A 24534-nucleotide genomic window follows, 5' to 3' on the forward strand; every position below is an offset into this window, starting at 1 on the left:
GACCGCGGCCGCGTTCGTCGAGTACCGCTGGGTTGGCTGGGACGTGCGGAACCTGGTGTACCTGACGGTCTCGACCGGGTTCGGCGGCGGCGTCGTCACCGATGGCACGCTGTTTCGCGGTGCGGCCGACCAGGGTGGAGAGCTGGGGCACGTGGTGGTCGACTGGCAGGGTCGCCAGTGCGGCTGCGGTGCTCGCGGCTGCGCCGAGGCCTACGTCTCGGGGACGGCGATCGCCCGGCGGGCCGTGGAAGCCGTCGCGGCCCGGCCGGACTCGAGTCTCGCCGCGTTGCCGGTGATCACCGCCAAGGACGTCGCGGAGCAGGCTCAGGCCGGTGATCCGGTCGCGGTCGCGGTGTGGGCCGAGACGACCACGATGCTCGGGCGGATGGTCGCCGTACTGATCAACGTGTGCGAGCCGCAACTCGTCGTACTCGGCGGTGGGGTGACCAGGGCGGGCGAGCAGTTGCTGGCGCCCGTGCGCGCGGCCGCGCTGCGGCAGGCGATGCCACCGGCGGCCGCGGCCTGCGACGTCGTGCTCAGCAAGCACGGTGATGCGGTCGGGGTGCTGGGCGCCGCCGCGATCGCCTTCCACCGTTGTGACGGGTCCCGATGACCGAACTTTTCGTGGACGGCCTGCTGGACGGGCAACTCGAGCGGCACGCCGAGGTGACCGCGGCGATGCGGGACCAGTTGCCCCAGGTGCAGGCTGTCGCCGACGAACTGATCCGCCGGCTCGGCGCCGGCGGTGTGCTGTACACGTACGGCAACGGCGGGTCCGCCGCCGACGCGCAGCACCTGGCCGGCGAGCTGATCGGCCGTTACCTGCGCGAACGGCGACCGCTCCCCGCGGTCGCGCTCGTCGGCGACGCCGCGGTGGTGAGCTGCATCGCGAACGACTACTCCTACGACGACGTGTTCGCGCGGCAGGTGACCGCGCTGGTCCGCCCGCAGGACATGGTGGTGGGTTTCAGCACGTCGGGCACTTCCCCTACGGTGGTGAAAGGGCTCGCAGCGGCGCGGGCCAACGGCGCCTGCTCGGTCGCCTTCACGTCGGCGCGAGGCAAGGACCTCGCGGCCGCGGCCGACCTGGCGGTCGTCGTACCGGCCGAGGAGACGGCCCGGATCCAGGAGATGCACGTACTCGCCCTGCACCTGGTCAGCGAACTCGTCGACCGCTGGGCAGCCGGCACCGACACGGAGACAGCTAGATGACACGTGGTCCACTGCACATGATCGGCAATGCACACATCGACGCGGTGTGGCTCTGGCAGTGGCAGGAGGGGTACCAGGAGGTCCGGGCGACGTTCCGGTCGGCGCTCGACCGGATGGACGAGTATCCGGACTACGTCTTCACCGCGGACTCCGTTGCCTACTTCACCTGGATCGCCGAGCACGACCCCGGCCTGTTCGAGCGGATCCGCAAGCGGGTCGCCGAGGGCCGATTCGAGATCGTCGGCGGCTGGTGGGTCGAGCCGGACTGCAACATCCCCGGCGGTGAGGCGTTCGTCCGGCACGCGTTGTACTCGCAGCGCTGGCTCGCCGAGCACCTGGGCGTGATCGCGACCGTCGGCTGCAACGTCGACCCGTTCGGCCACAACGCGACCCTGCCGCAGCTGCTCAGCAAGGCCCGGCTGGACTCGTACGCGTTCCTCCGGCCGCAGGCCCACGAGCGGGAGCTGCCCGGCCAGAAGTTCTGGTGGGAGTCCGCGGACGGCTCGCGCGTGCTCGCCTACCGGATTCCGCACGAGTACTGCTCGCCCCGCGGCGAGATCTCCGGCCACGTCACCAAGGCGCTGCAACAGTTGCCGGTGACAACTGAGCCGCTGATGGTGTTCTACGGCGTGGGCAACCACGGCGGCGGCCCGACGATCGAGAACATCGAGTCGATCCAGCAGCTCGCCCGCCGCGACCTGTTCCCGGAGATGTTCCCGTCCACGATGCGCCGGTTCTTCGACGAGGCCCGCACGTTCGACGGCATCCCGGTGCACCCGACCGAGCTGCAGCCGCACGCGATCGGCTGCTACGCCGCGCATTCCGGTGTGAAGCGGCAGAACCGGCTGGCCGAGCAGGCGCTGCTCGCGGCGGAGAAGTGGACCACGATCGCTGCCGCGGTCAGCGGTACGCCGGACGCGACCGCCGAGCTCGGGCACGCCTGGAAGCAGGTGCTGTTCAACCAGTTCCACGACATCGCGGCCGGCACCGCGATCGAGCCGGCGTACGACGACGCCCGCGACCAGCTCGGCGAGGCGAAGTCGATCGCGGCCCGGCTCGCGAACCGGTCGATCCAATCGATCGCCCGGCAGATCGACATCCCGGCGGAGACGGCGATGGTTCCGGTCGCCGTGTTCAACCCGCACGCGTGGCCGGTGACCGCGACGGTCGAGCTCGAGCTCGGTTACCCGGCGCCGCTGCGCGGCGACATCGCCCTGTCCGAGGGGCTCGACGGTCCGGTGATCGACGTCCAGGAGATCCGGTCGGCGGCGACCGCCAACGGCCGGCGGCGGGTAGCCTTCACCGCGAAGGTCCCGCCGCTGGGGTACCAGCTCTACTCGATGCGTCCGGGCGACGCGTCGTCGTACCACCTGGGCGAGCCGACCGGTGACCTGGTCCTGGACAACGGCGTCGTGCGGGCCGAGGTCGACAAGAAGACCGGCTGGCTGCGCTCGCTCGGACTGGCCGACGGGCCGAACCTGGTGGCCTCCGGAGTCGCGCACGCGCAGGTGATCGACGACGACACCGACACCTGGAGTCACGGCGTACGGTCGCTGTGGAACACGACCGGGGCGTTCGAGGTGACCCGGGTGCGCCGGCTCGCGGACGGGCCGGTGCGTCAGGTCGTCCGGGTCGAGTCGGCGTACGGGCAGTCGAAGCTGGTCGAGGAGTTCGTGCTCGACGCGGAGTCGGACGCGGTCGAGGTCCGGGTGACGGTCGACTGGCGGGAGCAGTTGAAGGCGCTGAAGCTGTGCTTCCCGTTCGCGGTGAAGAAGTCCGAGGCGACGCACGAGATCCCGTACGGGCACCTGGTCCGCGAGCAGAACCGCGAGGAGGTCCCGTCGCACGCCTGGGTGGACATCTCGGGGGCCGGCGGTGGCGTCGCGGTGCTGAACGACGGCAAGTACTCGTTCGCGGTCGACGGCTCCAAGGCAGGCAAGCCGGTGCTCGCGATGACGGTCGTGCGGTCGCCCGTCTACGCGTGGCACGATCCGCGACGGCTGGACGACGACGGCGTGTACGAGTACCTGGACCAGGGCCTCCAGCGGTTCACCTACCGGCTGCAGCCGCACGCCGGCGACTGGCGTACGGCGGGCGTCGTACGCCGGGCCGCGGAGCTGAACCAGCCGGTGACGCCGCTGATCGAGTGCTTCCACGACGGGCCGCTGCCGGTCTCGCAGTCGTACCTCACGGTGAGCGGATCGGACGACGTGGTCTTCTCGGTCCTGAAGCGCGGTGAGGACGACAACGGCACGGTCGTCCTGCGCGGCTACGAGACGAGCGGACGAGCCGCCTCGGTTCGGGTCGACCTGCCGTTCCTCGGCCGTTCGTTCGAGACGGCGTTCGGGCCGCACGAGGTGAAGACGCTGCAGCTTCCGGCGTCCGCCGAGGCGGCTCCGGTCGAGGCCGACCTGCTCGAGTGGGACCCGGCGAAGCCGCCGCCACTGGGTCGGTGACGTGCGGGTTCTGCTCGGAGAATCCGGCTGGCAGGTTCGCGGGTTTCTCGGTGACGAGTGGCGGCACCACCGGGTCTGGGGTCCGGTGCGTGAGCCGGACGAGTGGATGCCGCCGCCCGGTGCCTACAACTTCCGCACGAGAGGCGCAGACACTGCCAGCCCGTCCAACCAGCATCTGCACACGTACGGCCTGATCTGCACCACCGAACTGGCTGCTCTTCCACCTGGAGCGGCGACCAGAGCTACGTGCTCGCGGCAACAGAACATCTCCGCTTCGCCCGCCAGTTCGTCGCCCGCCGCGACGGCGACTTCAACGGCCGCCGAGGCATGCTCACCGAACGCTTCTACCAGACTCCATGCTTCGGCCCACCCGGCGCCCTCCTCGCCCCTTCCCACACCTGGCCCCTAGGCCTACTCCTCCTCGCCGCCGAAAACGCCCTACGGCTGAACGACGTCAACTGGTGGCAGCCTCGCGCCACGGGCGGGCGTGCTGGTGGACTATGTCGCTGATGAGTTCCAGGCGGGATCGACAGGTTGTGGTGAGGGCTTCGGTGGGGCTGGGGGTTTCCAGGGCTGGGGTCCAGAGGGCGCGGCCGGCGAGGGTGCCGGAGGCGCCGCCTCGGCAGGCCAGCTCGACGGCGCGGGGGAAGTCGTCGCGGGCCACGCCGTTGGAGAGGACGACCCACGGCGTGGGCAGGGTGGTGGTGAGTTGCTCGCAGGTCTTGATGATCTGGTCGGGGTCGCCGAGGCCGCGGCTCGGCACCTGGGCCTTGTAGAGGTCTGGGCGGACGGGGCCGAGTGCTTCGGCGGCCTCGACGATCGCGGTGTCCAGGTCGAAGTCGTCCTCGCCGGCTGCCGGCTGGGCCACCGGCTCCAGGACTGACAACAGTCCGGCGTCGGCGCAGCGGCGGACGAACTCGGCGGCCATGTCGAGGCGGCGTTGCTGCTGGTCGTCGCGCTTCCAGATCACCAGGAGCTTGAGCGCGACGGCTCCGGCGGCGCGCGCGGCCTGCGGGTCCACGGACTCGTCCAGGTGGGTGTCCGTGACCGGTCCGCCACGCTCCTGCGTGAGCGCGTCGGCTGCGAGGATCCACCCGGGCCGGGGCGGAGCGTCGTACCCCTTGTCGATCAGGAAGCCGGACGCCAACGGGGCAAGGTGTTCGGCGACGGCAGCCTTGAAGGCGGTGATCGCCTCCGGATCGTCGGGCCGGCCGTGATCGGCGAGCATCGTGCGCAGACTCTCGCGCTGGTCCATCGCGACCATGGCGAACGTTCCGTCGGGATAGGCGAGGGCATCGAGTGTCGGGCTCACGACACCACCTTATGGAATCGATGCCAGAAGGCGCCATCCCACGTCTCAGCCAGCTGTGGGGAAACGACGACTGGCGTTGGCGGCAGCGGTTCCACGGGCGAGCCGGTCACCACCTCGGCCGCCATCAGTGCAGCCCCCTCGGCCGCGGTCGCCTCTCCACGCAGTACGGCGAACTCCCGGCCGCCCGACGCGAGCGCCTTCCGCCGCATCCACCCCTCGAGCCTCACCGGACCACCGAAGGCCACAGTGCTCCGCCACGGGATCCCGAGCAGCCGGGTCTGCTCCTCAGTCATCCACCGCGCATGGAAGCTCAACGCATCCACCAGCGCGCGCATTTCCTCGTCCGGCTCGTCCACCGGCAGCTGTACGTCGTACGTCGACCGCGGATCAGGCGCCGGCGCCTGACGCCCTTGTGGATAGGGCGCGACGAACCGCTCACTCGGCGGCCGATCGGCGTCCAGTACTGCGTTCAGCCACGGGTAATCGCGGTCGAGCGCGGCCAACCGCTGCTCCACCAGACCGCCTGCGGCGCCATTGCCCGAGATCGCGCACCCGTGACGACCATCGACGTACCAGCCGGTGCTGATGCCCTCTTGCCGCAGTACGTCGTCCAGCACGAGCTCACGGCTTGGTGTGATGACCGCCTCCGCAGTGCCGAGGGAGTCCGCCACCTGACCGGGCTCACGCACCCCAGCGGCCCAGGCACCGACCAGGTGGTCGTGGCCGCACAGCACTACCGGAACACCGGCCGGTGTGGTCGCGGCAACGGTCATCGGCTCGACCATGGGTGGCAGACGATCCAGACCGCCGTACCCGAGCAGTTCTGGGTCCCACTGCCTGCTGCGCAGGTCCAGCACGCCAAGACGCTGCGCGTGGGTGAGGTGCATGGCGTGAGTGCCGGTCAGCGCGGCCAGCACCAGGTCAGGCGCACCGGCCCACAGGTAGGTGTGCGCCAGGACCCCGGTGTCCCGCAGCCAGCGCCAGGTGACTACCGGCAGCTTCGGACTGAGCCGGAGACCAGTCCGGGCGTACAGCTCCTCCTGACCGACCTCTGCCCGCAACACCTCGGCCTGGTTGACCCCCGGCTGGTCACGCCAGGTGATGAGCTTGGTCAGCGGCCGGAGTTCCCGGTCGAGCGGTACGCCCGTCTCCGCCATCCCGGAGATGCCGATGCCGCTGACCCGCTCCCCGTCCGCCAGTTCGCCGACCAGTCGCCGTACGGCGTCCTGCAGCTCCGTAGCGTCATCCGGCGTACGGACCGACCGGACGACCACGTCCTGCCCGGTGTGGTCCGCCGGAACTCGGCACACCTTCAGATTCGTCGTACCGACGTCAACGCCTAGCCAGGTCACGTGCTTGACCCTAGTGCGCCGCGTCTCCGTGCGTTACTGGAACGATGCAGGCCGCCACTGGGGCAGTCGGCCGGTGAATGCGATAGCGTCCGGTGGTCCCCGAAGAAGGAAAGTCATGGGTGAGCTGAGCAAGATCGTCGTCGTCGTGCCGACCTACAACGAGCGGGAGAATCTGCCCGTGCTGGCCGGGCTGCTGTCCGACCTGAACCTGCCGGGCCTGCAGATGCTCGTGGTCGACGACAACTCCCCCGACGGTACCGGCGAGGTGGCCGACGAGCTGGCGAAGAAGTCGCCGGAGACCGTCGCCGTACTGCACCGGACCGAGAAGAACGGCCTCGGCCGGGCGTACATCGCCGGCATCAGCCGCGCGCTGGACGAGGGCGCGGACATCGTAATCCAGATGGACGCCGACCTGTCGCACCCGGCCTCGGTGATTCCGACCATGGTCGAGATGCTCCGGACCACGGACGCCGGCGTCGTGATCGGGTCGCGGTACGTCGAGGGCGGCAGCGCGGCCGCGGAGTGGGGCTGGCACCGCCGGGCGCTGTCCGCGTGGGCCAACTTCTACGTGAACGCGATCCTGCGGCTGCACGTGAAGGACGCCACCGCCGGGTTCAAGGCGTGGAAGGCGGACACGCTGCGCTGGATCGACGTCACCACGATCGAGAGCAACGGGTACTCGTTCCAGGTCGAGATGAACTACCGCACCGTCCGCCGCGGACTGCGGATCGCGGAGACCCCGATCCGCTTCGAGGAGCGGACCGCGGGGGCGTCCAAGATGAGCTTCAAGGTGCAGCTCGAGTCCGCGCTGATGCCGTGGAGGCTGCTGTTCCGGCGGTCCTGATTCAGCCGTAGCCCAGTTCGTGCAACCGGGCGTCGTCGATGCCGAAGTGGTGCGCGATCTCGTGCACCACGGTGATGTTCACCTCGTCGACGACGTCGTCGACGGTGTCGCAGATCGCCAGCGTCGGATTGCGGTAGATCGTGATCCGGTCCGGCAGTACGCCGCCGTAGTAGTGCCCGCGCTCGGTCAGCGGGATGCCCTCGTAGATCCCGAGCAACTGCGGATCGCTCGCCGGCGGCTCGTCCTCGACGAAGATCGCGACGTTGTCGATTAGCGCGGCGAGCTCCGGCGGCACCTCGTCCAGCGCCTCGGACACCAGCACCTCGAAGTCCGCGCGGCTCATCTCGATCACGCAGCCAGGGTAGTGACCCGGCGCCACCTCATGTGCTCCTGAACACAGAAGGTTGGCAAACACCGCCGAAGTCGGCTGGAGATCGCCCGTCGGGCGCTCAGAGCCAGCCCTGCCGGGACGCCTGGACGCCGAGCTGGAGCCTGGTCTGCGCGCCCGGCGCCTCCTGCAGCCGGCCGATCCGCCGGGCAATGGTCCGCTCACTCGCCCCGAACTCCCGGGCGATCGACTCGTCGGTCAGACCGGCGCTCAGATAGGTCAGCAGCCGCCTGGCGTCCAGGCTCGGCCCAGGCGGTGACGTCGTTCAGCTCGGTCCCGCCGGTGATCGGTACGGCGATCCGCCACAGCGCGTCGAAGATCCGGGCGAGCCCGGCCGGCAGCGGCGAGTCGTGCACCCCGATCGCGCCGAACCCGGGCTCTCGCCGTACCTCGGCCCGTGCGCCGACCAAGGGCCAGCGATTGTCGACAATCGTAATGTTGAGCGGGACGTGCGGGAGCACGCGCGCCATCTCCCCGGCCTCGATGCCGGCCTGCACGAGGTGAAGGGCGTTGGCGTCCTGAAGCACGTGCGCGCCGTAGAGCGGATGCGGTCCGCCCTGTGGGCCCACGACATCCGGCCACGCGGCCCTGCCGGCGCTCGCGATCTGCGACCGGTTCGCCGCTTAGTACCCGCAGCTGGTCGCCCCTGACGCCACCAACTAGCCCCTCAGGGCGCCGTACGCCGTGGTGTCCCCGGCGTCCGGCGCCCGCCCCCGCGTCCCCTGCTCAGGGCCTCCGAGAACTCGTTTTGGACCCAGCGCCAGACTCCTCTATGCTTACGGCTGTCCCTGGAGCTTCGGCTCCCGCGGGTCCGAGTCCCCATCGTCTAGTGGCCTAGGACGCTGCCCTTTCAAGGCGGTAACGCGGGTTCGAATCCCGTTGGGGATACGGTCGAAAGGCCGGTGTCAGAACCACCTCGAAGATGTTGTAGGATCGTCGAGAAATCTGGCCCAGTGGCGCAGTTGGTTAGCGTGCCGCCCTGTCACGGCGGAGGTCGCGGGTTCGAGTCCCGTCTGGGTCGCCAGGAGAAGGCGGCGGTGTCAAACACCGCCGCCTGTTTTCTCCCGGTCAGGTAGCTCAGCTGGTAGAGCGTCCGCCTGAAAAGCGGAAGGTCGGCGGTTCGAGACCGCCCCTGACCACCTCTCTCACCTGCGGTTTCTCGATCTGAGAACCGCCGATCCTCCACTATTACCGCAACGCCTATGCGGCAAGGGCGAGCATCAGGACGGGCAATACAGTTCCACTCCGCGGCGGCTCACGGCCGAGGGCGCGGCGTGAGGTGGATCGTGACCGATGGGTCCCCGTACGGCGAGAGCTGGGTGACCGTTGGGGCCGGTCGGAGCTTCGGGTCGGTCTGGAACTGCCGCTCCAGGTGATCTTCGGCCGCCGAATCTCCGGCGGCGGCGGCCAGCAGGAGTCGGGCGACCTCGTCGGCATCGGAATCTGTGATCCCAGTGCCGACCTCGTCCCACAGGAGTGTCTCGTGACCGTACCGGTGCAGGACTTCCATGACCACGTATGTCCGGATGAATCCCGGACCGGACAGCTCCGACCCCGGAGCCACGCCTAGCGCGCGGGATCGAGGCGACCGGCACGATAGCCCGTCCAGACCTCCGCGGCGGTCTCGAAGTGGGCGCCCTCACCGGTCGGCAGATCGCGGACATCGAACGAACGACTCCCCGGCCTCGAGCTCGGGATCGAACCGCTGCCACCGCGCGCCGTTCCACCATTCGGCGACGACGTGATCACCACGGAAGTCCGGAGGTCCCGGGAAGTAGCCGGTGAAGCCCACCCGGGTTCGCGCCGGGGTTTCCTGCTCGCGAAGAGCGGCGACCGCGAGCAGGGAATGGTCACGACAGCATCCCGCCACCCGGTCGTCAGGCGGCCGTGGATCCAGCAGCGGGCGGGGATGCCGTGCCTGATCAAGGTCCAGAAGGGTTGAGACCCAGCGCGAGTTGATCTCGTCGCGACGGTCATCGCGGAGTAGGTGCGCCTCGGCGCGATAGTGGAGGACGAGATTGCTGACGGCCGTGCAGATCTCCTCGATCCCGGACAGCTCACGGAGCAGCCGGCCGTGCCGTCCCGGGTCGGAGAAGGCGGAATGTCGCGCGAGTCGGCGCCGAGTGGTCATGCGACGATCCTGCCCTGATTTTCGGTGCCATTTCAGGCATTTACGGCGGCGTCACCGCCGTCAGAAACCAGCGCACCGGCCCGAGCCATCCAGTGATCACTGCGACCTTCTCCAGACCCACGGTCTGTATCTCGGAGACGAGGACCAAGTACTCGACGTCATCAGCTGCGCACACCGACATTGACTGTCCTCGGAATCCGCCCGACGTTCAGCCTTAGCGCTCCATCGGCCAGAAGCCTCAACGAGACCATTCAGGACGCCTTCACCGGTGTCGCTGTCGGCGGAACTCCTGAATGCCCAAAGACCCACTGGCGTGGACTGCCTAGCAACGCAACCATCAGGTGGCCCCCGAGCACCCCCTCACGCTCGCGTCCGAGCCTACGAATCTCCGATCGCCGCGCGCTGTCCACCGCCGTCTACGCGTCCTGTTGACAAATCCGTTAGCAAAGCAAGGGCGGCATAGTTGCTCCCATGAGTGACCGACCTGATGATGCCGGACCTGGATTGATCCTTGTCTCGGCCTCTGCACGTGGGACTTGGCGAGGAGCTGTCATGCTCTCGTTGGTCGGGCTCGTCTTCATCGCGGTTGGGATCGCCGTCGAGACCCTCGGCCTGGTGGCCTTCGGTGTCGCGGTCGTGCTCGCCGGGCTCCTCCGAGCGTGGTGGTGGGCCAAGGTGTGCGCAACAAGCCAGCTTGTCGACGATGGCAGGCACTTGGTGTGGATGTACCGGGGCGATCGCCGCGAGGCCGCGGCCTGGGCTGACCTGCGGCATGTGTTGCTCCAGCGGTGGGCACGTCAGCTTGTCTGGGCGATTGGCCCAAAATCAGGTGGACCGTTCCCATTCGTTCTTGTCGATTCCCGCGCCGATCCGCCGCCCTCGGGCTTCCGACATTTCGCTGAGGTCATGATCATCGATGGTGCCCAGCTCCAGGCAGCCGATCAGGCCCTAGCAGATGCTTGCCGACGGCACGGCGTTACCTATCACGGACCCGAGTCAGGCGGGTGAGGTCGATAGCTGCCAATCCCATCTAGCGTTGCGGAGCATCACACCGCCCGTCGTGCGCAAGTGGTACTCGAAGGCACGTCGCAGCTCCGGTGGCCGGACGTCGATCGCACAGTCATACCGATTCCTGCGAGCCGTAATGAACGCGGCGGTGCGTGATGAGGCAATCGTCAAGAACCCTTGCCAGATCCCGGCCGCGGGCGCGGACAAGGCGTCTGAATGTCCGATCGCGACGCCCGATCAGGTAGGACAGCTCATCAACGCGATCACCCCGAGGTATCGCGCTGCCGTAGCGGTGGCTGCGTGATACACGCTCCGACGTGGCGAGGTGTGCGCTCTGCGGACCGCCGATATCGACACCGAGCACAAAGAGGTTTGGGTTCGGAAGAACCGGGTCGAACTACTCGAATCCCCCCGGAAGTTCGATAAGGACCCAAAGACTCAGGTAGGCAAGCGAGAGGTCGCTGTGCCTCCTCACGTGTGGCCATTGTTGACCGCGCATGCGGAGGAGTTCGCCGGACCCGAGTTCTTCTTCATCGGTCGTGACGGGCAGAGGATGCGTGGTAACGCGATCTACCAGGCGTTCGTTCGGGCCCGGAAGAAGGACGGACTCACGCTGACCTTCCATGACCTGCGTCACACTGGCCAAATGACCCCGCGGTCCAGGCGGTGGGAGACGAGTACGACGATGAGACGTCAGCGGAGTCCTAGTACTCCAGCCGTAGTTCGTGATGTGGCGGTGTGGCGGTCCCGGACGTAGTGCAGCCACCGGTTGATGATCTCGGTTGTGTGGACTCAAGACGGTCGCGCGGTGGCTGCGTGCCATCGCGTAGACCCTGATCGTTGGCGGCATGGTTTCGACGAGCTGGTCGGGCGGATCGCGTCGCGGTTCGTGCGGGTCGAGCCGCGTCGGCGGGTCGAGTTGTTCCTGCTCGGATTGCTGGCCGGGTTGCCGCGGACCAACTGGGCGATCGTCGAGCACGCCGGCGAGACGTCCCCGGACGGTATGCAGAACCTGCTGTCTCGTGCGGTGTGGGATGCCGACGCGGTTCGTGATGACCTACGTGACTACGTTGTGGGTCACCTCGGTGAGTCCGGCGCGGTGCTGGTGTCGATGAGACCGTACTCCGGCACCGCTGGCCACCCTCGTCGCGGTAGCCGGACGCCGGTGGACGATCGAGGAGTCTTTGCAAGCAGGCAAGGGATTGACCGGGCTGGACGAGCACCAGGTCCGCCGCTGGATACATCGTGGCACCGCTGGACCATCCTCGCCATGCTCGCGCCCGCGTTCCTCGCCGTGACGACGGCCGCCGCACGAGCCGAAGCCCCTTCACCACGAAGGCTCATCGCGCTCACCGCCAACGAGATCCGGCACCTGTTCACCGACTCGTCACCACACCCAACACGGCATCGGGCACCTGCTGCACTGGTCACGATGGCGACGCCGCCACCAAGCACGCGCACGCGACCGCCACCACCGCCGTCATACCGTCCAACTCACTTGATCACGAACTACGGCTGGAGTACTAGGCACTCGAGTCAAGGGGGAGATGGACCACCGATCCGGATGGCCGTTCCGCGAACAAACTTGGCCGGTTCTCGAACAAGGTAGTTCCCCCATCCTCTTTACTAACCCGCTCGGTCTCGACATGATCGGGACGCCGACGCCCGCCCCGGTCGAGAGGATCGACGATGATGATGCCTCGAGTAGTCCGTCGCGCCAAAAAGCGCCTGCTTGCCGTGTTCTCGGCCTGCACGGTGATCATGTTGGTGGCAGCCTGCACCGCAGGCACGGCCGGCGGGGGAAGCCCCGCCGGCAACTCCGGCGGCACAGACGCCGTACAAGGCCACTCCAGCAAGTTCCTCACGTTCTTCCCGTGCTGCAGTTGGAATACGACGTGGTCCTACAACCCGTACAACGTGAATCAGCTCGGCATCCAGAATGACTTCGTCACCATGCGGCTGGCTATTGCGAAATCACCGAGCCTGACCGAATTCATCCCACAGTTGGCCGACAAGTGGACGGTCGAGAACGGCAAGTTGAATGTCCACCTGCGCGACGATGCGAAGTGGCAGGACGACACTCCGGTGACGAGCAAGGATCTGCACGACACCGCCATCTTGAACGGGCTCCGCGGTGACGGGTTCTGGAACGACATCACCGGCTTGGACATCGTGGACGACAAGACAGTCGCATTCACTCTCAAAGAAGGCCAGCCGGAGTCACTGGCGAAACTAGATATCTTGAACTCGATCCGCCCGTACCCGTCCAGCGTGTACGGCCAGCTCGTCACCGACGAGTTGAAGCAGGATGTGACCAAGTATTTCCGAATGCTGCAGGAAAACCCGGAGCAGGCCACGAAGATGGCCGAGTTCAAGCGGATGGGCAATGCGTTCAAAAAACTGGCCGCGCTGAAAGTCGACAAGCTGATCGGCAACGGGCCGTTCCGGCTGGAGAACATCACCACCAAGGAAGCCAAGCTGGTCAAGTGGGATGGGTTCTGGGACGCGGACAAGATCAAGTTCGCCGGCATCCGGTATCTGAACGGATCTACGCAGACCGTCTATCCGCAGTTGTTCAGCGGAAACGTGCACCTGTCCAACGTGTACATGCCTCCGCCGATCCTCAACCGTTGGAAGACGACACCCGAATCCAACACGGCCCTCCCGCTCGGATTCGGGTTCGCCATCATCTTCAACAGCAATCAGAAGCCGCTCGACTCCAAAGCGGTACGACAGGCACTCGCGTACGTGATTCCGAGACAGCAGATCAGCGAGGCGGCCTATGGCACCGATGACGCGGCCGGTGGAACCTGGAAGGAAGTCAACACGGGCATCTCACCGTCGCTCGAGGAGATCTACCTCAAGCCGGATCAGATCGAGCAGCTGAACAAGTATCCGGTCGACGAGGCCAAGGCGACCGAACTGCTGGAGGGCGAGGGCTTCACCAAGAAGGGCGATCAGTGGATGAAGCCGGACGGCAAACCGTTCACGATGACCTTCACTGCCAACGCCGAGACCACCGACATCGTCACGTCGTTCAACTCCGCAGCCAAGGCGCTGACCGCGTTCGGGATCAAGTCCGAGGTGAACGCGACCTCAGGGGCGCAGCAGGATGCCGATCAGCACAACGGCGACTTCCAGGCCGGCATGGCGTTCGTCGGTGGTAGCAACCCGCTCGGGATGTACAACTTCCTGCTCGGCCCGGGATACAACTTCACGCGCCAGGGCAACTACGCCGGGAAGCGCGGGATCGGTTTCGGCCCGAAGATGAACGTTCCTGGTCTCGGTGAGGTCGACGTGGCCAGCACCATCGACTGGCAGGTCCGCACCGTCGAACCGGGCGATGAGATGAACGAGCAGGTGTGGAACTGGGCTCAGTTGATCAATGAGGAGGTGCCCTACATCTGGTACGCGACCAAGGTCTACCAGTTCCCGTTCTCCACCAAGGAGTTCACGAACTGGCCGCCCATGGGCGAGGACAACACCAGTGAACTGTGGGACATCATCAGCGCCGACATGGCTGGAGGGCTCTCGCTGGCGATCCAGCAGGGCTACATCACTCCCAAGCCGTGAGTCCTTCACTTTCCGGCCGGCACCTTCACGCGTTGTCAATCGGTACGGCCCCGACCCCGGAAGGCGCTGATGGTTTCCTACATCCTGAAACGACTGGCGATGTCGTTGCTGATCATCTATATCGTCATTTCCTTGTCGTTCTTCATGATCCGGCTGATGCCCGGCAACCCGATGGCGGCTCTGGAGGCCCAGTTGCGGATGCAGGGCGGCCTCAGCGAAGTCGAGATTCAGCAACGGATCAACGCCGTCTACAGTGTGACGCCGGACGCTCCGGTCTGGGAGCAGTACGTCCAGTACGTTTGGGGCGCGGTCCGTGGCGACCTCGGCCGCCCGATCACCAATCCGGGCACCACCGTGGTGGCGGTGATCGCCGAGGCCTTGCCCTGGACGATCATGGTGGTGGCAGTGTCGCTGATCATCAGCTTCATCATCGGTATCGCGGTCGGGGCGATGATGGCCGCCTTTCAGAGCAGCCGGTTCTCACAGTCGATGACCTTCATCGTCTCCTTTCTGAGCGCCATTCCGAGCTATCTGGTGGCGATCGCGCTGCTCTACGTCCTGACCAGTGTTTATCAGGTGTTTCCGTCCGGTGGCGCATACGGAGTCGACGTCACACCAGGGTTCAACGGCCCGTACGTGATCAGCGTGCTCTACCACGCCATCCTGCCGATTGCCGCATCGGTGATCACGTCATTCGGCGGATGGGCCCTCGGCATGAAGGGCAGCGCGGTCTCGGTGCTCGGCGCCGAGTACGTTCGGGCGGCCGAGTCACGCGGACTGAGCGATCGCCGGATTACCCAGTCCTACGTCGGGCGGAACTCGATGCTGCCGATGGTGACGCAGCTGGCCCTGTCCGTGGGCTTCATGTTCGGCGGCTCAGTATTCATCGAGACCTACTTCCAGTACCCAGGGATCGGGTTCTACATGATCCAGTCGGTCGGCCAACGCGACTACTCGTTGATGATGGGCTGCTTTCTGCTGATCACCGTCTCTGTGATCATCACCAATCTCCTGGTCGACATGCTCTACCCGTTGGTCGACCCCCGGATCGCCAATCCGGCCGCCCGCGCCCGCGCCGCTGACCAGCCCTCCGACACCGATCAGGAAGTGCTGCCGGCAGGAGGTTCGATGGCATGAGATTCCTCAGCGACCTGTGGCGGATCCTGCGTCACGACAAGGGGGCCCTGATCGGGGGAGCGATCGTGCTGATCTACTGCCTGGCGGCGATCTTCGGCCCGATGCTCGTCGAGGTGGGCAACGAGCAGGACGCAAGCCAGGCTTACCTGGCTCCGTCACTGGAGCACCCTCTCGGCACCGACTCCCTCGGTCAGGGTGTCCTGTCCCAGATCATCGTGGGCACCCGGCCGATCATGATCGTCGGCGTGCTGTCGGCAGTTATCACGGTCTTCGTCGGCGTGGCGATCGGACTGCTGACGGGGTACGTCGGCGGAGTGGCCGACACGGTCATCATGCGCATCACCGACATCTTCCTCACCATCCCCGGCCTGCCGCTGATCATTGTCCTCGCCAGCGTGATCAACACCACCAACCCGGTAGTGCTGGCCTGCATCCTGTCGATCACCGCCTGGGCAGGGCTGGCCCGGGCGATCCGGTCCCAGGCCATGAGCCTGCGGAGCAGAGAGTTCGTCGAAGCCGCCAAGCTCCAGGGCGTCTCTCTCGGCAACATGGTCGGACGGCAGCTGCTTCCGAACGTCGGGCCGTACGTCGCGATTCACTTCCTGCTGGCCATCACCGGGGCCATCTACGCATCCGTGGGACTGTTTCTGCTCGGAGTGGCTCCGATCAGCGGCAACAACTGGGGCATCATGATCAATCTGGCGATGGCCCAAGGAGCGTTGTACACCACCGACAGCGCGTTCTATCTCTTCTCCCCGATGGCCGCGATCGTCATCCTGCAGGTCGCGTTCGTGTTCTTCTCCCGAGCGCTTGACAGCGTGTTCAACCCGAGGCTGCGTGTCCAGTGAACAGCGTGAACACAGACGACCAGACCCTGCTCGAGATCGACGACCTGACGGTCGCCTTCGGCGACGGCGCCGGCTCAGTGCGCGCCGTCGAGAACGTCAGCCTCTCGGTCGCCGCCGGTGAGATCTACGCCTTGGTCGGCGAGTCGGGCTGTGGCAAGTCCACCCTGGCGTACTCGATGTTGCAAATCGTGCCGCAGCCGGGCCGGATCATCGGCGGCGACGTCAGGTTCCGGGGACGTGGCATGGTCACGATGTCGAAGCGCGACCTGAACGCATTGCGCAGTGCCGAGCTGGCGATGGTCTTCCAGGGCGCGATGAATGCGTTCAACCCCGTCGTGACCATCGGAACTCAGGTGGACCACATCTTGCAGGCGCATCCTGAGGTGTTTCCCGATCCGAAGGAGGGCCGGAATCACTTCGAGCACCTTCTCGAGCTCGTCCAACTCCCGCCGAAGCGGATCTGGAAGTCGTTCGAGAGCCAGCTGTCCGGCGGGATGAAGCAGCGAGTGGCGATTGCCGTCGCCTTGTTGCTGCAGCCCTCCGTGGTGATCCTGGACGAGCCGACCACGGCACTGGATGTCCTCAACCAGCGGCTTGTGATCGATATCCTGAAGGATCTTCATCGCGACCTCGGTGTGACGATCGTCTTCGTCACGCATGATCTTGCGGTCGTCGCCGAGGTTGCCACCCGAGTCGCGGTGATGTATGCCGGGCGTCTGGTCGAGACCGGGACGGTCGAGGAGATCTTCAAGGCTGAACGCCGGCATCCCTACGTCGAGGCGTTGATCAACGCGATTCCGAGCGTGCTGGACGTCGGCCTCACGGTCGAGCCGATCGGCGGCGCGGTTCCGAATCTCGCCGACCTGCCTGCTGGCTGCCGGTTCGCTCCGAGGTGTGGATTGGCGGAGGAAATCTGCCAGCACACCGAGCCCCCACTGCTCGGCGATGATGGCGGGCACCTCGTGGCCTGCCACGTCGTGAATCGCAATGCTGTACCGATGGAGGTGTCGGAGGCATGAGCCTGCTCGACGTGCAGAATGTGACGCACACCTACGACACGGGCACCGGCAGGCCGGTACTGCACAATGTCGATCTGTCCACCAAGGAGGGCGAGATCGTGGCCTTGGTGGGCGAGTCCGGCTGTGGCAAGTCCACATTGGGCCGACTGATCGCCGGATTGCACGAGCCCAGTAGCGGCAGCGTTTCCTTCGAGGGCAGCGATATCGCGGGGCTGAGGGGGAAGCGACGCAAGGAGTGGCGGCGTCACGTACAGATGGTGCATCAGGATCCGTACGGTTCACTAAATCCGGGACTGACCATCGGCAGTACGTTGGCTCCAGGGATGCTGCAGCACAAACTGGCGAACCGGCGAACCGTCCAGGCGGAGATGATCAAGCTGTTGCAGCAGGTCGGGCTGGACGCCACGCCGGTGTTCCTGCAGCGTTACCCCCACCAGCTGTCCGGTGGCCAGCGGCAGCGGGTGTCGATCGCCAGGGCCATCAGTCTGCAGCCGAAGCTGATCGTTGCCGACGAGGTGACCAGCATGCTCGACGTGTCGATGCGAGTCGCGATCCTTGACTTGTTGCTCTCGTTCCAGCGCGACCGTGGCATCGGGTTCGTGTTCATCAGCCACGACTTCGGGGTGGTCCGGTACTTCGCGCAGGGCGGGCGCATCGCAGTCATGTTCTACGGCTACATCGTCGAAGAAGGCCCGGTCGAGGATCTGATCAAGTCACCCAGCCACCCGTACACGCATATGCTGCTCCAGGCGATCCCCGTACCGGACCCGGTGCTGGTGCGCAAGCGGGACGAGCAGGGCAGCAGTCCCGAGCGTCTGACCGGCGAGCCCTCGACGAAGGGATGCGTTTTCGCCAACCGGTGTCCGCTGGTCCAGGACGTCTGCCGCAAGGAGGCTCCGCCGCTCAAGGACATCGGCTCCGGTCACCGGACCGCCTGCTTCTTCTCCGACGAGATCCCACCGCTGAAGCACCTCACTGTCGACGAGGCAAGTCCTCAAGCCACGCGGTTGTAGGTATTGATCGTGGTGAGGATGGCGGCCAGGGTGCTGCTGCGGATTGGCATCGGTCTGCTGATCATGTCCATCGTGATCCGACCGGCGATCGAGACCCCGCACGGGATGATGGGTGACAATCTCGCCATCGTCGCATGCCTCGCCCTGATCATCACAGCCGCGCTCGGTATGAAGTTCGCGCCCGATGAACAGGTCAGCAAGAAGCGCGACGGCGACGATTGACGTTCTGCCCTTCCCCGTCCACAGAGATCTGTACGGTCGGGGTGCAGTGTCAGTGCATTGACACGCCAGCACACATGGGGCTACAGACCGAGCGCCTGCGCAGACCTTCCCACAGCGCCGGTGAAAGCGGAATGTCGGCGGTTCGAGATCGCCCCTGACCACCCCGCTATGTGTGAATCCGGTCGTGCGGGGTCGCTGTGTCGAATGTCCGATCAGGCGTCGGAGGGCTATGGCGTGACCGAGCGCCCAGAGATCGGTGTTCGTCGGTGGATGGGCGGTGACTGCCTGTTTACAAACCGGGGGCGGTTGCTTCTGCGGCTTGGGTAGCGGTTCAAGGGCTCGTGCTTCTGCCTGGCACGGCGGGCATGCACACTGCTGGTATGGCGCCGGTGTCGGCACCGAGGACGACGAGCCCCGTCATGGTCGGGCGCGCCCACGAACTCGACGTGCTTGCCGAATTCGGCCGCGGACTGCGATCAGACGCACCCGCGGTTGCGCTCGTCGGTGGCTCCGCTGGCCTGGGTAAGAGCCGGTTGGTGGCCGAGGCCACACGGCGATGGCAGGACCAGCGGTGCCGGGTCCTGCTGGGACAGTGCGCGCCTGTGGTGGGTGCGCCCTACACGCCTCTGGTCTCTGCGTTGCGGCGTGCGGTTCCATCCAATGCCCCAGTGCTGCGGATGCTGATGGCCGCGCGAGCCACCAGTCGGGCAGAGCTGTTCGAGGCCCTTCGAACGGCAGTGGACGGGCTTGCCGCACGGGATCCGCTGATTCTGGTTGCCGAGGATCTGCATTGGTCCGACCACGCCTCGCGAGATGCCTTGGCCTACCTCGTCAGTCAATCGAGTGGCGGCCGGTTTGGGATCGTCGGCACGCACCGGTACGACGGCGCCGTGACCGCTCGGGAGTTTGGGTCATTCGTCGACGCCATGGCTCGTCGTGGGCCGGTCACCAGGATCGCCCTCGAGCCGCTCGCCGTGACCCAGGTCGCGAACGTGGCGGCTGCCATTACCGGGGTTCGGCCCCCGGAAGCCGATGCGGAGGTGCTCCATCGCCGGACAGGCGGGATTCCTCTTCTGGTGGAGGAGGTCCTGGCACTCGGAGGCGGCGGCGTACCGGACCATCTACGCACCATCTTCGTCACCAGGGTGCTCGAACAGGGCGATGACGTGGCTCAGGTGCTGGAGGTCGTAGCGGTGGCCGACCAGTGCGACGAGCTGGTGATTGCCGGGGTGCTCGGCATGGACGTGCCCACGGTCGCGCTCGCGCTCAAGCGTGCCCGCGACGCCGACCTGGTCCTTTTCGACGCGATCGGTTATCGGTTTCGCCACGACCTTCTCAAGGAGGCCGTGTACGACGAGATCCCACCCGGCCGACGGCGCGAGCTTCACCGACTCGTCGCGGCGAGGTTGGCGGCCCGGGGCGACGTGGAGCCCGCGATTGTCGCTGAACACTGGCACCGTGCAGGCGAGCGTGAGCAGACGGCGCTTTCGAGCCTGACCGCCGCCGAACAAGCCGAGCAGGTGCACGCGCCGGCTGCGGCGCACAAGCACTACGAGCGGATCCTGTCGACCTGGCACCGGCTCGGCGATCCCGTTCTGCGGCAGATCGGTCCCCGGGACGAGCTGCTACGGCGCGCGGCTTACGCCGCGGAACGCTCCGGCGACTTCGCCCGTGCAGTCGACCTGACCGCCGAGCGAATCACGCGAGGTGTGGGAACGGCAAACGACCAGGCGCAGCGGTGGGAGCGGCTTGCCCGATACCGGTGGGAGGCGGGCGACGGGCATGGCTCGCATGCTGCCTACCAGGAAGCAGCGCGGGTCTTGCCGATCGACGCCCCTCCTACCGTGCGTGCCACGGTTCTCTCGGGGCTGGCCTGGCATCTCGCCGCCACCTTCCAGTACGAGGAGGCCAAACAACTGGCTGCCGAGGCACTGGCGGCGTGTGCGGATGTGGACGACCAGGCCGTTCTCTGGCAGGCGTACCTTGCGCGGGGCATCGCGTGGTTGGGTTCGACCACCGGGCACCATGCGTTGGACGAGTCGTGCCGCCTGGCCACCGCAGTCGGTGTCGGGGACCGAGTGGCCATCACTCGGATGTGGCTCAACTTCAGCAATCAGCGGCTGGGGTACACGGCCGATCGCGAGCCGAACCTTCGGATCGCCCTACGTGCGGCCGCGGCCGACGGACTCGGCTTGAGCATGGAAGCCGCGTTGCGGTACATGCTCGCCGAGTATCTGTGTGAGACCGGCCGCTGGGACGAGGCGCGATACGAGCTCGAGCTCAACCTTGACCGTCTGCGCGTCGCGGGGATTCCGGCGCTGTTCTCCTGGGGCTACCAGTCCCGGTTGGCGGCATGGCGCGGCGACTTCCCCGAGGCAGTAGAGGCACTGGAGCGAACCCGCGCACTCACCGAGCTGGCCCCACAGCAGCCGCTACCGTTGGCGTGCGCATTCGCCGGACGAGCCGGGTTGCTGCTCTGGGAGGGCCGCCTCGACGAGGCAGTCGAGTCCGCTCGGGAGGCGCTCACGCTCGGCTCGGTCAGCGGGTACGACGCCGCTGAGCCGCTCGCCATACTCTGCCGTGCTGAAGCCGACGTTGCCGAGTGGACCACGCGCAGCGGGAATAACCCCGATCCCGGGGTCTACGCCGAGCTGTCGGGTCGGCTGATCGACCTCGGGCGGGAGCCCGCGCCCCGGGCGCGGGCCTTCGCCGCAATGTGCGCGGCCGAGCTGGACCGGTGGTCAGGATTGAGGACCGCTGCGCCGTGGCGCCGGGCGGTCGAGGCATGGCAGGAGGTTGGTGACCCCTACCAGGAAGCGTGCGCGCGGTGGCGACTGGGGTGGGCGCTGCTGGCCAACCGGTCCGGACGTGCCGAAGCCGCGAGCCATCTCACATCGGCCGCAGACACTGCGTCCGCTCTCGGGGCGCGTCCGCTCGGCCTAGCTGTCCGTCGGCTGTCGGTGCGCGCCCGGTTACAGGTGCGGTCACCCGGCGCACATGAGGCGGACCCCTCCTTCGCCAGTTCCTTGACGGCGCGGGAGCTCGAGGTACTACCTCTTCTCGTGGCCGGTCGGAGCAACGCCGAGATCGCCGAGATTCTCGTGATCAGCCCCCGCACCGTCGGCATCCACGTGTCCCGGATCCTGCACAAGCTGGGCGCGGAGCGACGTGCCCAGGTGTCGGATCTAGCCCGTCGAGCCGGGCCTCCTCGACAGTTGACCGGTTTCAGCGGAAGTAGGTCACATGACAGATGTTTTGGGCGCGGTGCGTCCGTAGCGTCGAGCAGTGGTAACCACGCTGCGAAGGAGCTACTGATGTCTAGTCCGTTCATCGTGATTAGCAAGTCCCGGATCAAGTCGGACAAGGCGGAGGCCTATGCCGCCTGGTGCGACGACATGTTCGCCGACGTCGAAGAGCAGGAACCCAGGCTTCTGGCCTTCAACCAGTGGGAGTCCGAGGACCATACGTTCTCGGTCGTCATTCAGGTTCACCCCGACGCGGAGTCTTTTGAGTACCACCTCAAGCTGTTCGGCGAGCGAGTCAAGGAGACGTTCGACCAGATCGACGTGCAGGCGGTCGAGATCTACGGACCGGCGAGCCCGTTCGTCGAGCAGTTCGTCAGCCACGGCCTCGAGGGTCTGCCGATGACTCTGTATCCCCAGCATACGGGCGGCTTCACCCGCCTGACACCGGCCTGAGGTATTGATCGGGTGACCCGCCAACCTGAGACTACGGAGATGCCGCAAGATGTCGTCGAAGTCGCATGCCGCTGGGTCGACGCGTTGGAGCAAGCGGACGTACCAGCGGCCAACGCGGTCAGCGGTCTTCTCGGATGGGATCCAGGTCCGTGGATCGCCGAGGCGTGGCAGCCAGATGTGGAGGAACTCGCGGGTTCGGACCGGACGGTGAGCAGTGCGCGGCAGGTCAACGACCACCTGGTCCGCGTCGTTTTGGTCGGCAAGCGTGGAGCGGCGTTCGTGAGCGTGGTGCTCGACGACGCGGCCAAGGTCGTCGGTACGTCGGTCGACTCCGACGAGCAGGACGGGCGATTTTGGGTCGTCATGGGCTGCCCCCAGGAGCGAGAGGACGAGCTGCGCGCGTTCTACACGATGCTCACCCATGGACAGATCGGGCCGGGCGAGGGCTGGATGCGCCCTCCACGCTGGCGCGACCCGGCAAATCCAACGCAGATCCACCTCGATGTGCAGGTCGCGGACCTGGAGTCCGCCGAGCACGCGGTACTGGAGCACGGCGCGACGAAGCTGGAGGACTTCCCCGGCTGGCGCGTGTACGCCGACCCGGTGGGCCATCCCTTCTGCCTGTACCCCGGCCTCACCGAACCCACGGACCGATTCGGCACGCTCGTCCGCGTGGTGATCGACTGCACCGATCCACTACCGCTGGCCCGATTCTGGGGCGCTGTGCTGGACATGCACCGTACGGTCGCAGACTCACCCGACCGAATCGTGATCGCCCGCGACGACGAGCGGCTGCCGATGCTCGCACTGCAGCGCGTCCCCGACTACCAACCACCAAGCTGGCCCGACCCCGAATACCCGCCACAGATGCACTTCGACATCGGCTTCGACGACAGGGCCGAGAAGGAACGCCTCGCCCTCGGACTCGGAGGGACACGGCTACCGCCGCAGGGCGGCAGCTGCCCCGTGTACGCCGACCCCGCCGGCCACCCGTTCTGCCTTTGCTACAAGGGCGAGTGACCCGACGACAACGATTCTCAAGAGGAACTGCCGTACCGCAATCGCTTACGACGACGACGCTCGGCCAGCGGTTTGTTCCGGTAGCCGAGCCCAGCGTCGATCGGCACTGTCGCACGCTGCCACGATCTGAAAATCCGGATGGTCGGCGGTTCGGGACCGCCCCTGACCACACCAGCCCTCTCCGGTGCCGGGAGAGATTTCCTTCCCAAGGCGTGATTGGCCGCCGCTCACTCGTCGCTCCGCCGCTCCTCATCGCGTCTGCTACGCGCGCTCCCGCCTACCCTCCGGCGCATCGCGGTTGAGTTCTGCCGGCTGTTGCCGCCTATGCGGGGCCGAGTGAGTTCATGATGCGTCCCGGCGAGCCAGCGCCCGCCACCTGCGATTCAGGCGACCAACTGGGTCAGCGATAGGTGGGCAAGCACACGCTGGTCGTCCGGGGGGGGTCGGCGTCACGTCGATGTCTGGTTGTTGGGGTGTTATTCGCCGGTGGTGCCGTCCAGTTGTTCGCGGATGATGTCGGCGTGGCCGTTGTGGCGGGCGGTTTCCTGGATCAGGTGGGCGAGGATGGCGCGGAGATTGACCGGCGCGCCCCAGGGGGTGGTGACCACGTCATCCAGGGTTCCCGCCGCCACCACTTCACGCGCCCGATCGCAGGTGCGCAGGTACACGCCGATCAACTCGTCGGCGGACTCCTCCGGCCGGACCCGGAACTCCGTGTCCGGGTCGAACACATCAGGCTCGTCGAGTCCCCCGTAGATCTTCAGAAACCAGCCCTGTTCGGTACCGGCGAGATGTTTGACCAGGCCCAGCAGGCTCAGGCCGGACGGCGTCATCGGCCGGCGCAACTGCTCGTCGTCGAGGCCGTCCAGCTTGTGCAGCAAGGTCGCGCGGTGGAAGTCGAGTTGTTGGGTCAGCGTCTCGCGCTCGTCGGCCACGCGGTTCAGCTGCTGTCGTTCGCCGGGCGCGGTGAAGTTCATGCTCCGCAGGCTACGCGGACCGCACAGCGCCTCTACCTGCTCGAATCCCCGTACCGCGCAAGTGGCTGATCGGGAAGCTGGAGTCTGACTCCTGTGTGAGCGCTGACTGCGCGGTCGCCGAGGGGGATGGAGAGGGAGACGGTCGCTGGGGATCGGTGACCGACGTTGTTGCAGCCGGTGGTGGGGGGTATGTGGGTGGCGCCGATGACTATCAGATCGTCGGTTTCGACGACGTGGGCTCGAATGTTGGTGTCGCACGATCCGTGGTTCACCGCGAGGGTGAGGGTGTTGCCTTCTACCCGGGTGAGGCTTTCGGTGTGGAGG

20 protein-coding genes, 3 tRNA genes and 2 pseudogenes are annotated in these 24534 nt (G+C 66.6%); 18 read left to right on the forward strand and 7 right to left on the reverse strand.

Annotated features, from left to right (window positions below):
* The 3 genes from E1218_RS24175 to E1218_RS24185 all read left to right on the forward strand — a co-directional run.
* Positions 1 to 613, forward strand: a 613-nt coding sequence (locus tag E1218_RS24175; protein ID WP_132323922.1) for an ROK family protein, incomplete at its 5' end; no start/stop codon positions are given.
* The gene (locus E1218_RS24180) at positions 610 to 1212 is read left to right on the forward strand and encodes a D-sedoheptulose-7-phosphate isomerase (RefSeq protein ID WP_132323924.1); all 603 of its coding nucleotides are present in this window, start codon (positions 610 to 612) and stop codon (positions 1210 to 1212) included. The genes E1218_RS24175 and E1218_RS24180, both read left to right, overlap by 4 nt.
* Entirely contained in the window at positions 1209 to 3668 is a 2460-nt protein-coding gene (locus tag E1218_RS24185) for an alpha-mannosidase (protein ID WP_132323926.1), read from the forward strand. The genes E1218_RS24180 and E1218_RS24185 overlap by 4 nt, the downstream gene beginning before the upstream one ends.
* Positions 3669 to 4122: 454 nt before the next feature.
* On the opposite strand, the gene E1218_RS24190 is transcribed toward E1218_RS24185, so the two are convergent.
* Both E1218_RS24190 and E1218_RS24195 read right to left on the reverse strand, forming a co-directional pair.
* Positions 4123 to 4980: a hypothetical protein gene (locus E1218_RS24190; protein ID WP_202866162.1), complete on the reverse strand. Its 858-nt coding sequence runs from the start codon at positions 4978 to 4980 to the stop codon at positions 4123 to 4125.
* Positions 4977 to 6332: an FGGY-family carbohydrate kinase gene (locus tag E1218_RS24195; protein WP_132323928.1), complete on the reverse strand. Its 1356-nt coding sequence runs from the start codon at positions 6330 to 6332 to the stop codon at positions 4977 to 4979. Before E1218_RS24195 ends, E1218_RS24190 begins: the two co-directional genes overlap by 4 nt.
* 115 nt (positions 6333 to 6447) lie before the next feature.
* Between E1218_RS24195 and E1218_RS24200 the strand changes: the two genes are divergently transcribed.
* Positions 6448 to 7176: a polyprenol monophosphomannose synthase gene (locus E1218_RS24200; RefSeq protein WP_132323930.1), complete on the forward strand. Its 729-nt coding sequence runs from the start codon at positions 6448 to 6450 to the stop codon at positions 7174 to 7176.
* A 1-nt stretch (position 7177) separates the two neighbouring features.
* Here the strand turns inward: E1218_RS24200 and E1218_RS24205 are convergent, their stop codons facing one another.
* Complete coding sequence (locus E1218_RS24205; RefSeq protein WP_132323932.1) at positions 7178 to 7528, reverse strand: metallopeptidase family protein; 351 nt, start codon at positions 7526 to 7528, stop codon at positions 7178 to 7180.
* A 197-nt stretch (positions 7529 to 7725) separates the two neighbouring features.
* Entirely contained in the window at positions 7726 to 8091 is a 366-nt protein-coding gene (locus E1218_RS24210) for a hypothetical protein (RefSeq protein WP_132323934.1), read from the reverse strand.
* A gap of 288 nt (positions 8092 to 8379) precedes the next feature.
* Here E1218_RS24210 and E1218_RS24215 point away from each other — a divergent pair.
* From E1218_RS24215 to E1218_RS24225, 3 genes are all read left to right on the forward strand, one after another.
* Positions 8380 to 8452: transfer RNA gene (locus tag E1218_RS24215), tRNA-Glu, on the forward strand.
* 59 nt (positions 8453 to 8511) lie between these two features.
* Positions 8512 to 8588, forward strand: a tRNA-Asp gene (locus E1218_RS24220).
* Positions 8589 to 8630: 42 nt separating this feature from the next.
* Positions 8631 to 8703, forward strand: a tRNA-Phe gene (locus E1218_RS24225).
* Between the two features lie 116 nt (positions 8704 to 8819).
* Here the strand turns inward: E1218_RS24225 and E1218_RS24230 are convergent.
* Positions 8820 to 9074, reverse strand: coding sequence for a hypothetical protein (locus E1218_RS24230; RefSeq protein ID WP_132323936.1), 255 nt, complete (start codon positions 9072 to 9074; stop codon positions 8820 to 8822).
* A 129-nt stretch (positions 9075 to 9203) separates the two neighbouring features.
* A complete protein-coding gene (locus E1218_RS24235) occupies positions 9204 to 9695 on the reverse strand; it encodes a transglutaminase-like domain-containing protein (protein ID WP_132323938.1) in 492 nt (163 codons plus the stop codon).
* 552 nt (positions 9696 to 10247) lie between these two features.
* On the opposite strand from E1218_RS24235, the gene E1218_RS24240 reads away from it, so the two are divergent.
* From E1218_RS24240 to E1218_RS24290, 11 genes and pseudogenes are all read left to right on the forward strand, one after another.
* Positions 10248 to 10703 (forward strand): hypothetical protein, encoded by a 456-nt coding sequence (locus E1218_RS24240; RefSeq protein ID WP_132323940.1) that lies wholly within the window; start codon positions 10248 to 10250, stop codon positions 10701 to 10703.
* A 322-nt stretch (positions 10704 to 11025) separates the two neighbouring features.
* Positions 11026 to 11460: pseudogene (locus tag E1218_RS38250) on the forward strand (tyrosine-type recombinase/integrase); the annotation flags it as partial.
* Between the two features lie 105 nt (positions 11461 to 11565).
* Positions 11566 to 11841 (forward strand): annotated as a pseudogene (locus tag E1218_RS37420) (IS701 family transposase); the annotation flags it as partial.
* A 551-nt stretch (positions 11842 to 12392) separates the two neighbouring features.
* Positions 12393 to 14276: an ABC transporter substrate-binding protein gene (locus tag E1218_RS24255; RefSeq protein WP_132323944.1), complete on the forward strand. Its 1884-nt coding sequence runs from the start codon at positions 12393 to 12395 to the stop codon at positions 14274 to 14276.
* A 69-nt stretch (positions 14277 to 14345) separates the two neighbouring features.
* Positions 14346 to 15413 carry an ABC transporter permease gene (locus E1218_RS24260; RefSeq protein ID WP_132323946.1) on the forward strand — a complete coding sequence of 356 codons (1068 nt, stop codon included), beginning with the start codon at positions 14346 to 14348 and terminating at the stop codon, positions 15411 to 15413.
* A complete protein-coding gene (locus tag E1218_RS24265; RefSeq protein ID WP_132323948.1) occupies positions 15410 to 16261 on the forward strand; it encodes an ABC transporter permease in 852 nt (283 codons plus the stop codon). Before E1218_RS24260 ends, E1218_RS24265 begins: the two co-directional genes overlap by 4 nt.
* Positions 16262 to 16338: 77 nt before the next feature.
* Complete coding sequence (locus E1218_RS24270; RefSeq protein ID WP_165949399.1) at positions 16339 to 17280, forward strand: ABC transporter ATP-binding protein; 942 nt, start codon at positions 16339 to 16341, stop codon at positions 17278 to 17280.
* Entirely contained in the window at positions 17277 to 18293 is a 1017-nt protein-coding gene (locus E1218_RS24275; RefSeq protein WP_132323952.1) for an ABC transporter ATP-binding protein, read from the forward strand. The genes E1218_RS24270 and E1218_RS24275 overlap by 4 nt, the downstream gene beginning before the upstream one ends.
* 18 nt (positions 18294 to 18311) lie before the next feature.
* Positions 18312 to 18515 (forward strand): hypothetical protein, encoded by a 204-nt coding sequence (locus E1218_RS24280; RefSeq protein ID WP_132323954.1) that lies wholly within the window; start codon positions 18312 to 18314, stop codon positions 18513 to 18515.
* A gap of 380 nt (positions 18516 to 18895) precedes the next feature.
* On the forward strand, positions 18896 to 22213 hold the full coding sequence (locus E1218_RS24285) for a helix-turn-helix transcriptional regulator (protein WP_165949400.1): 3318 nt from the start codon (positions 18896 to 18898) through the stop codon (positions 22211 to 22213).
* Positions 22214 to 22252: 39 nt separating this feature from the next.
* On the forward strand, positions 22253 to 23233 hold the full coding sequence (locus E1218_RS24290; protein WP_132323958.1) for a VOC family protein: 981 nt from the start codon (positions 22253 to 22255) through the stop codon (positions 23231 to 23233).
* Between the two features lie 476 nt (positions 23234 to 23709).
* On the opposite strand, the gene E1218_RS24295 is transcribed toward E1218_RS24290, so the two are convergent.
* Positions 23710 to 24210, reverse strand: coding sequence for a DinB family protein (locus tag E1218_RS24295; RefSeq protein ID WP_132323960.1), 501 nt, complete (start codon positions 24208 to 24210; stop codon positions 23710 to 23712).
* Positions 24211 to 24534: the final 324 nt, after the last annotated feature.

This window comes from Kribbella turkmenica (assembly GCF_004348725.1).
GTDB lineage: Bacteria > Actinomycetota > Actinomycetes > Propionibacteriales > Kribbellaceae > Kribbella > Kribbella turkmenica.

Coding starts and splice junctions, on each gene's coding strand:
- E1218_RS24180 (WP_132323924.1), top strand. CDS start 610: ATGACCGAACTTTTCGTGGACGGCCTGCTGGACGGGCAACTCGAGCGG.
- E1218_RS24185 (WP_132323926.1), top strand. CDS start 1,209: ATGACACGTGGTCCACTGCACATGATCGGCAATGCACACATCGACGCG.
- E1218_RS24200 (WP_132323930.1), top strand. CDS start 6,448: ATGGGTGAGCTGAGCAAGATCGTCGTCGTCGTGCCGACCTACAACGAG.
- E1218_RS24230 (WP_132323936.1), bottom strand. CDS start 9,074: ATGGAAGTCCTGCACCGGTACGGTCACGAGACACTCCTGTGGGACGAG.
- E1218_RS24235 (WP_132323938.1), bottom strand. CDS start 9,695: ATGACCACTCGGCGCCGACTCGCGCGACATTCCGCCTTCTCCGACCCG.
- E1218_RS24240 (WP_132323940.1), top strand. CDS start 10,248: ATGCTCTCGTTGGTCGGGCTCGTCTTCATCGCGGTTGGGATCGCCGTC.
- E1218_RS24255 (WP_132323944.1), top strand. CDS start 12,393: ATGATGATGCCTCGAGTAGTCCGTCGCGCCAAAAAGCGCCTGCTTGCC.
- E1218_RS24260 (WP_132323946.1), top strand. CDS start 14,346: ATGGTTTCCTACATCCTGAAACGACTGGCGATGTCGTTGCTGATCATC.
- E1218_RS24265 (WP_132323948.1), top strand. CDS start 15,410: ATGAGATTCCTCAGCGACCTGTGGCGGATCCTGCGTCACGACAAGGGG.
- E1218_RS24275 (WP_132323952.1), top strand. CDS start 17,277: ATGAGCCTGCTCGACGTGCAGAATGTGACGCACACCTACGACACGGGC.
- E1218_RS24280 (WP_132323954.1), top strand. CDS start 18,312: ATGGCGGCCAGGGTGCTGCTGCGGATTGGCATCGGTCTGCTGATCATG.
- E1218_RS24285 (WP_165949400.1), top strand. CDS start 18,896: ATGGCGCCGGTGTCGGCACCGAGGACGACGAGCCCCGTCATGGTCGGG.
- E1218_RS24290 (WP_132323958.1), top strand. CDS start 22,253: ATGCCGCAAGATGTCGTCGAAGTCGCATGCCGCTGGGTCGACGCGTTG.
- E1218_RS24295 (WP_132323960.1), bottom strand. CDS start 24,210: ATGAACTTCACCGCGCCCGGCGAACGACAGCAGCTGAACCGCGTGGCC.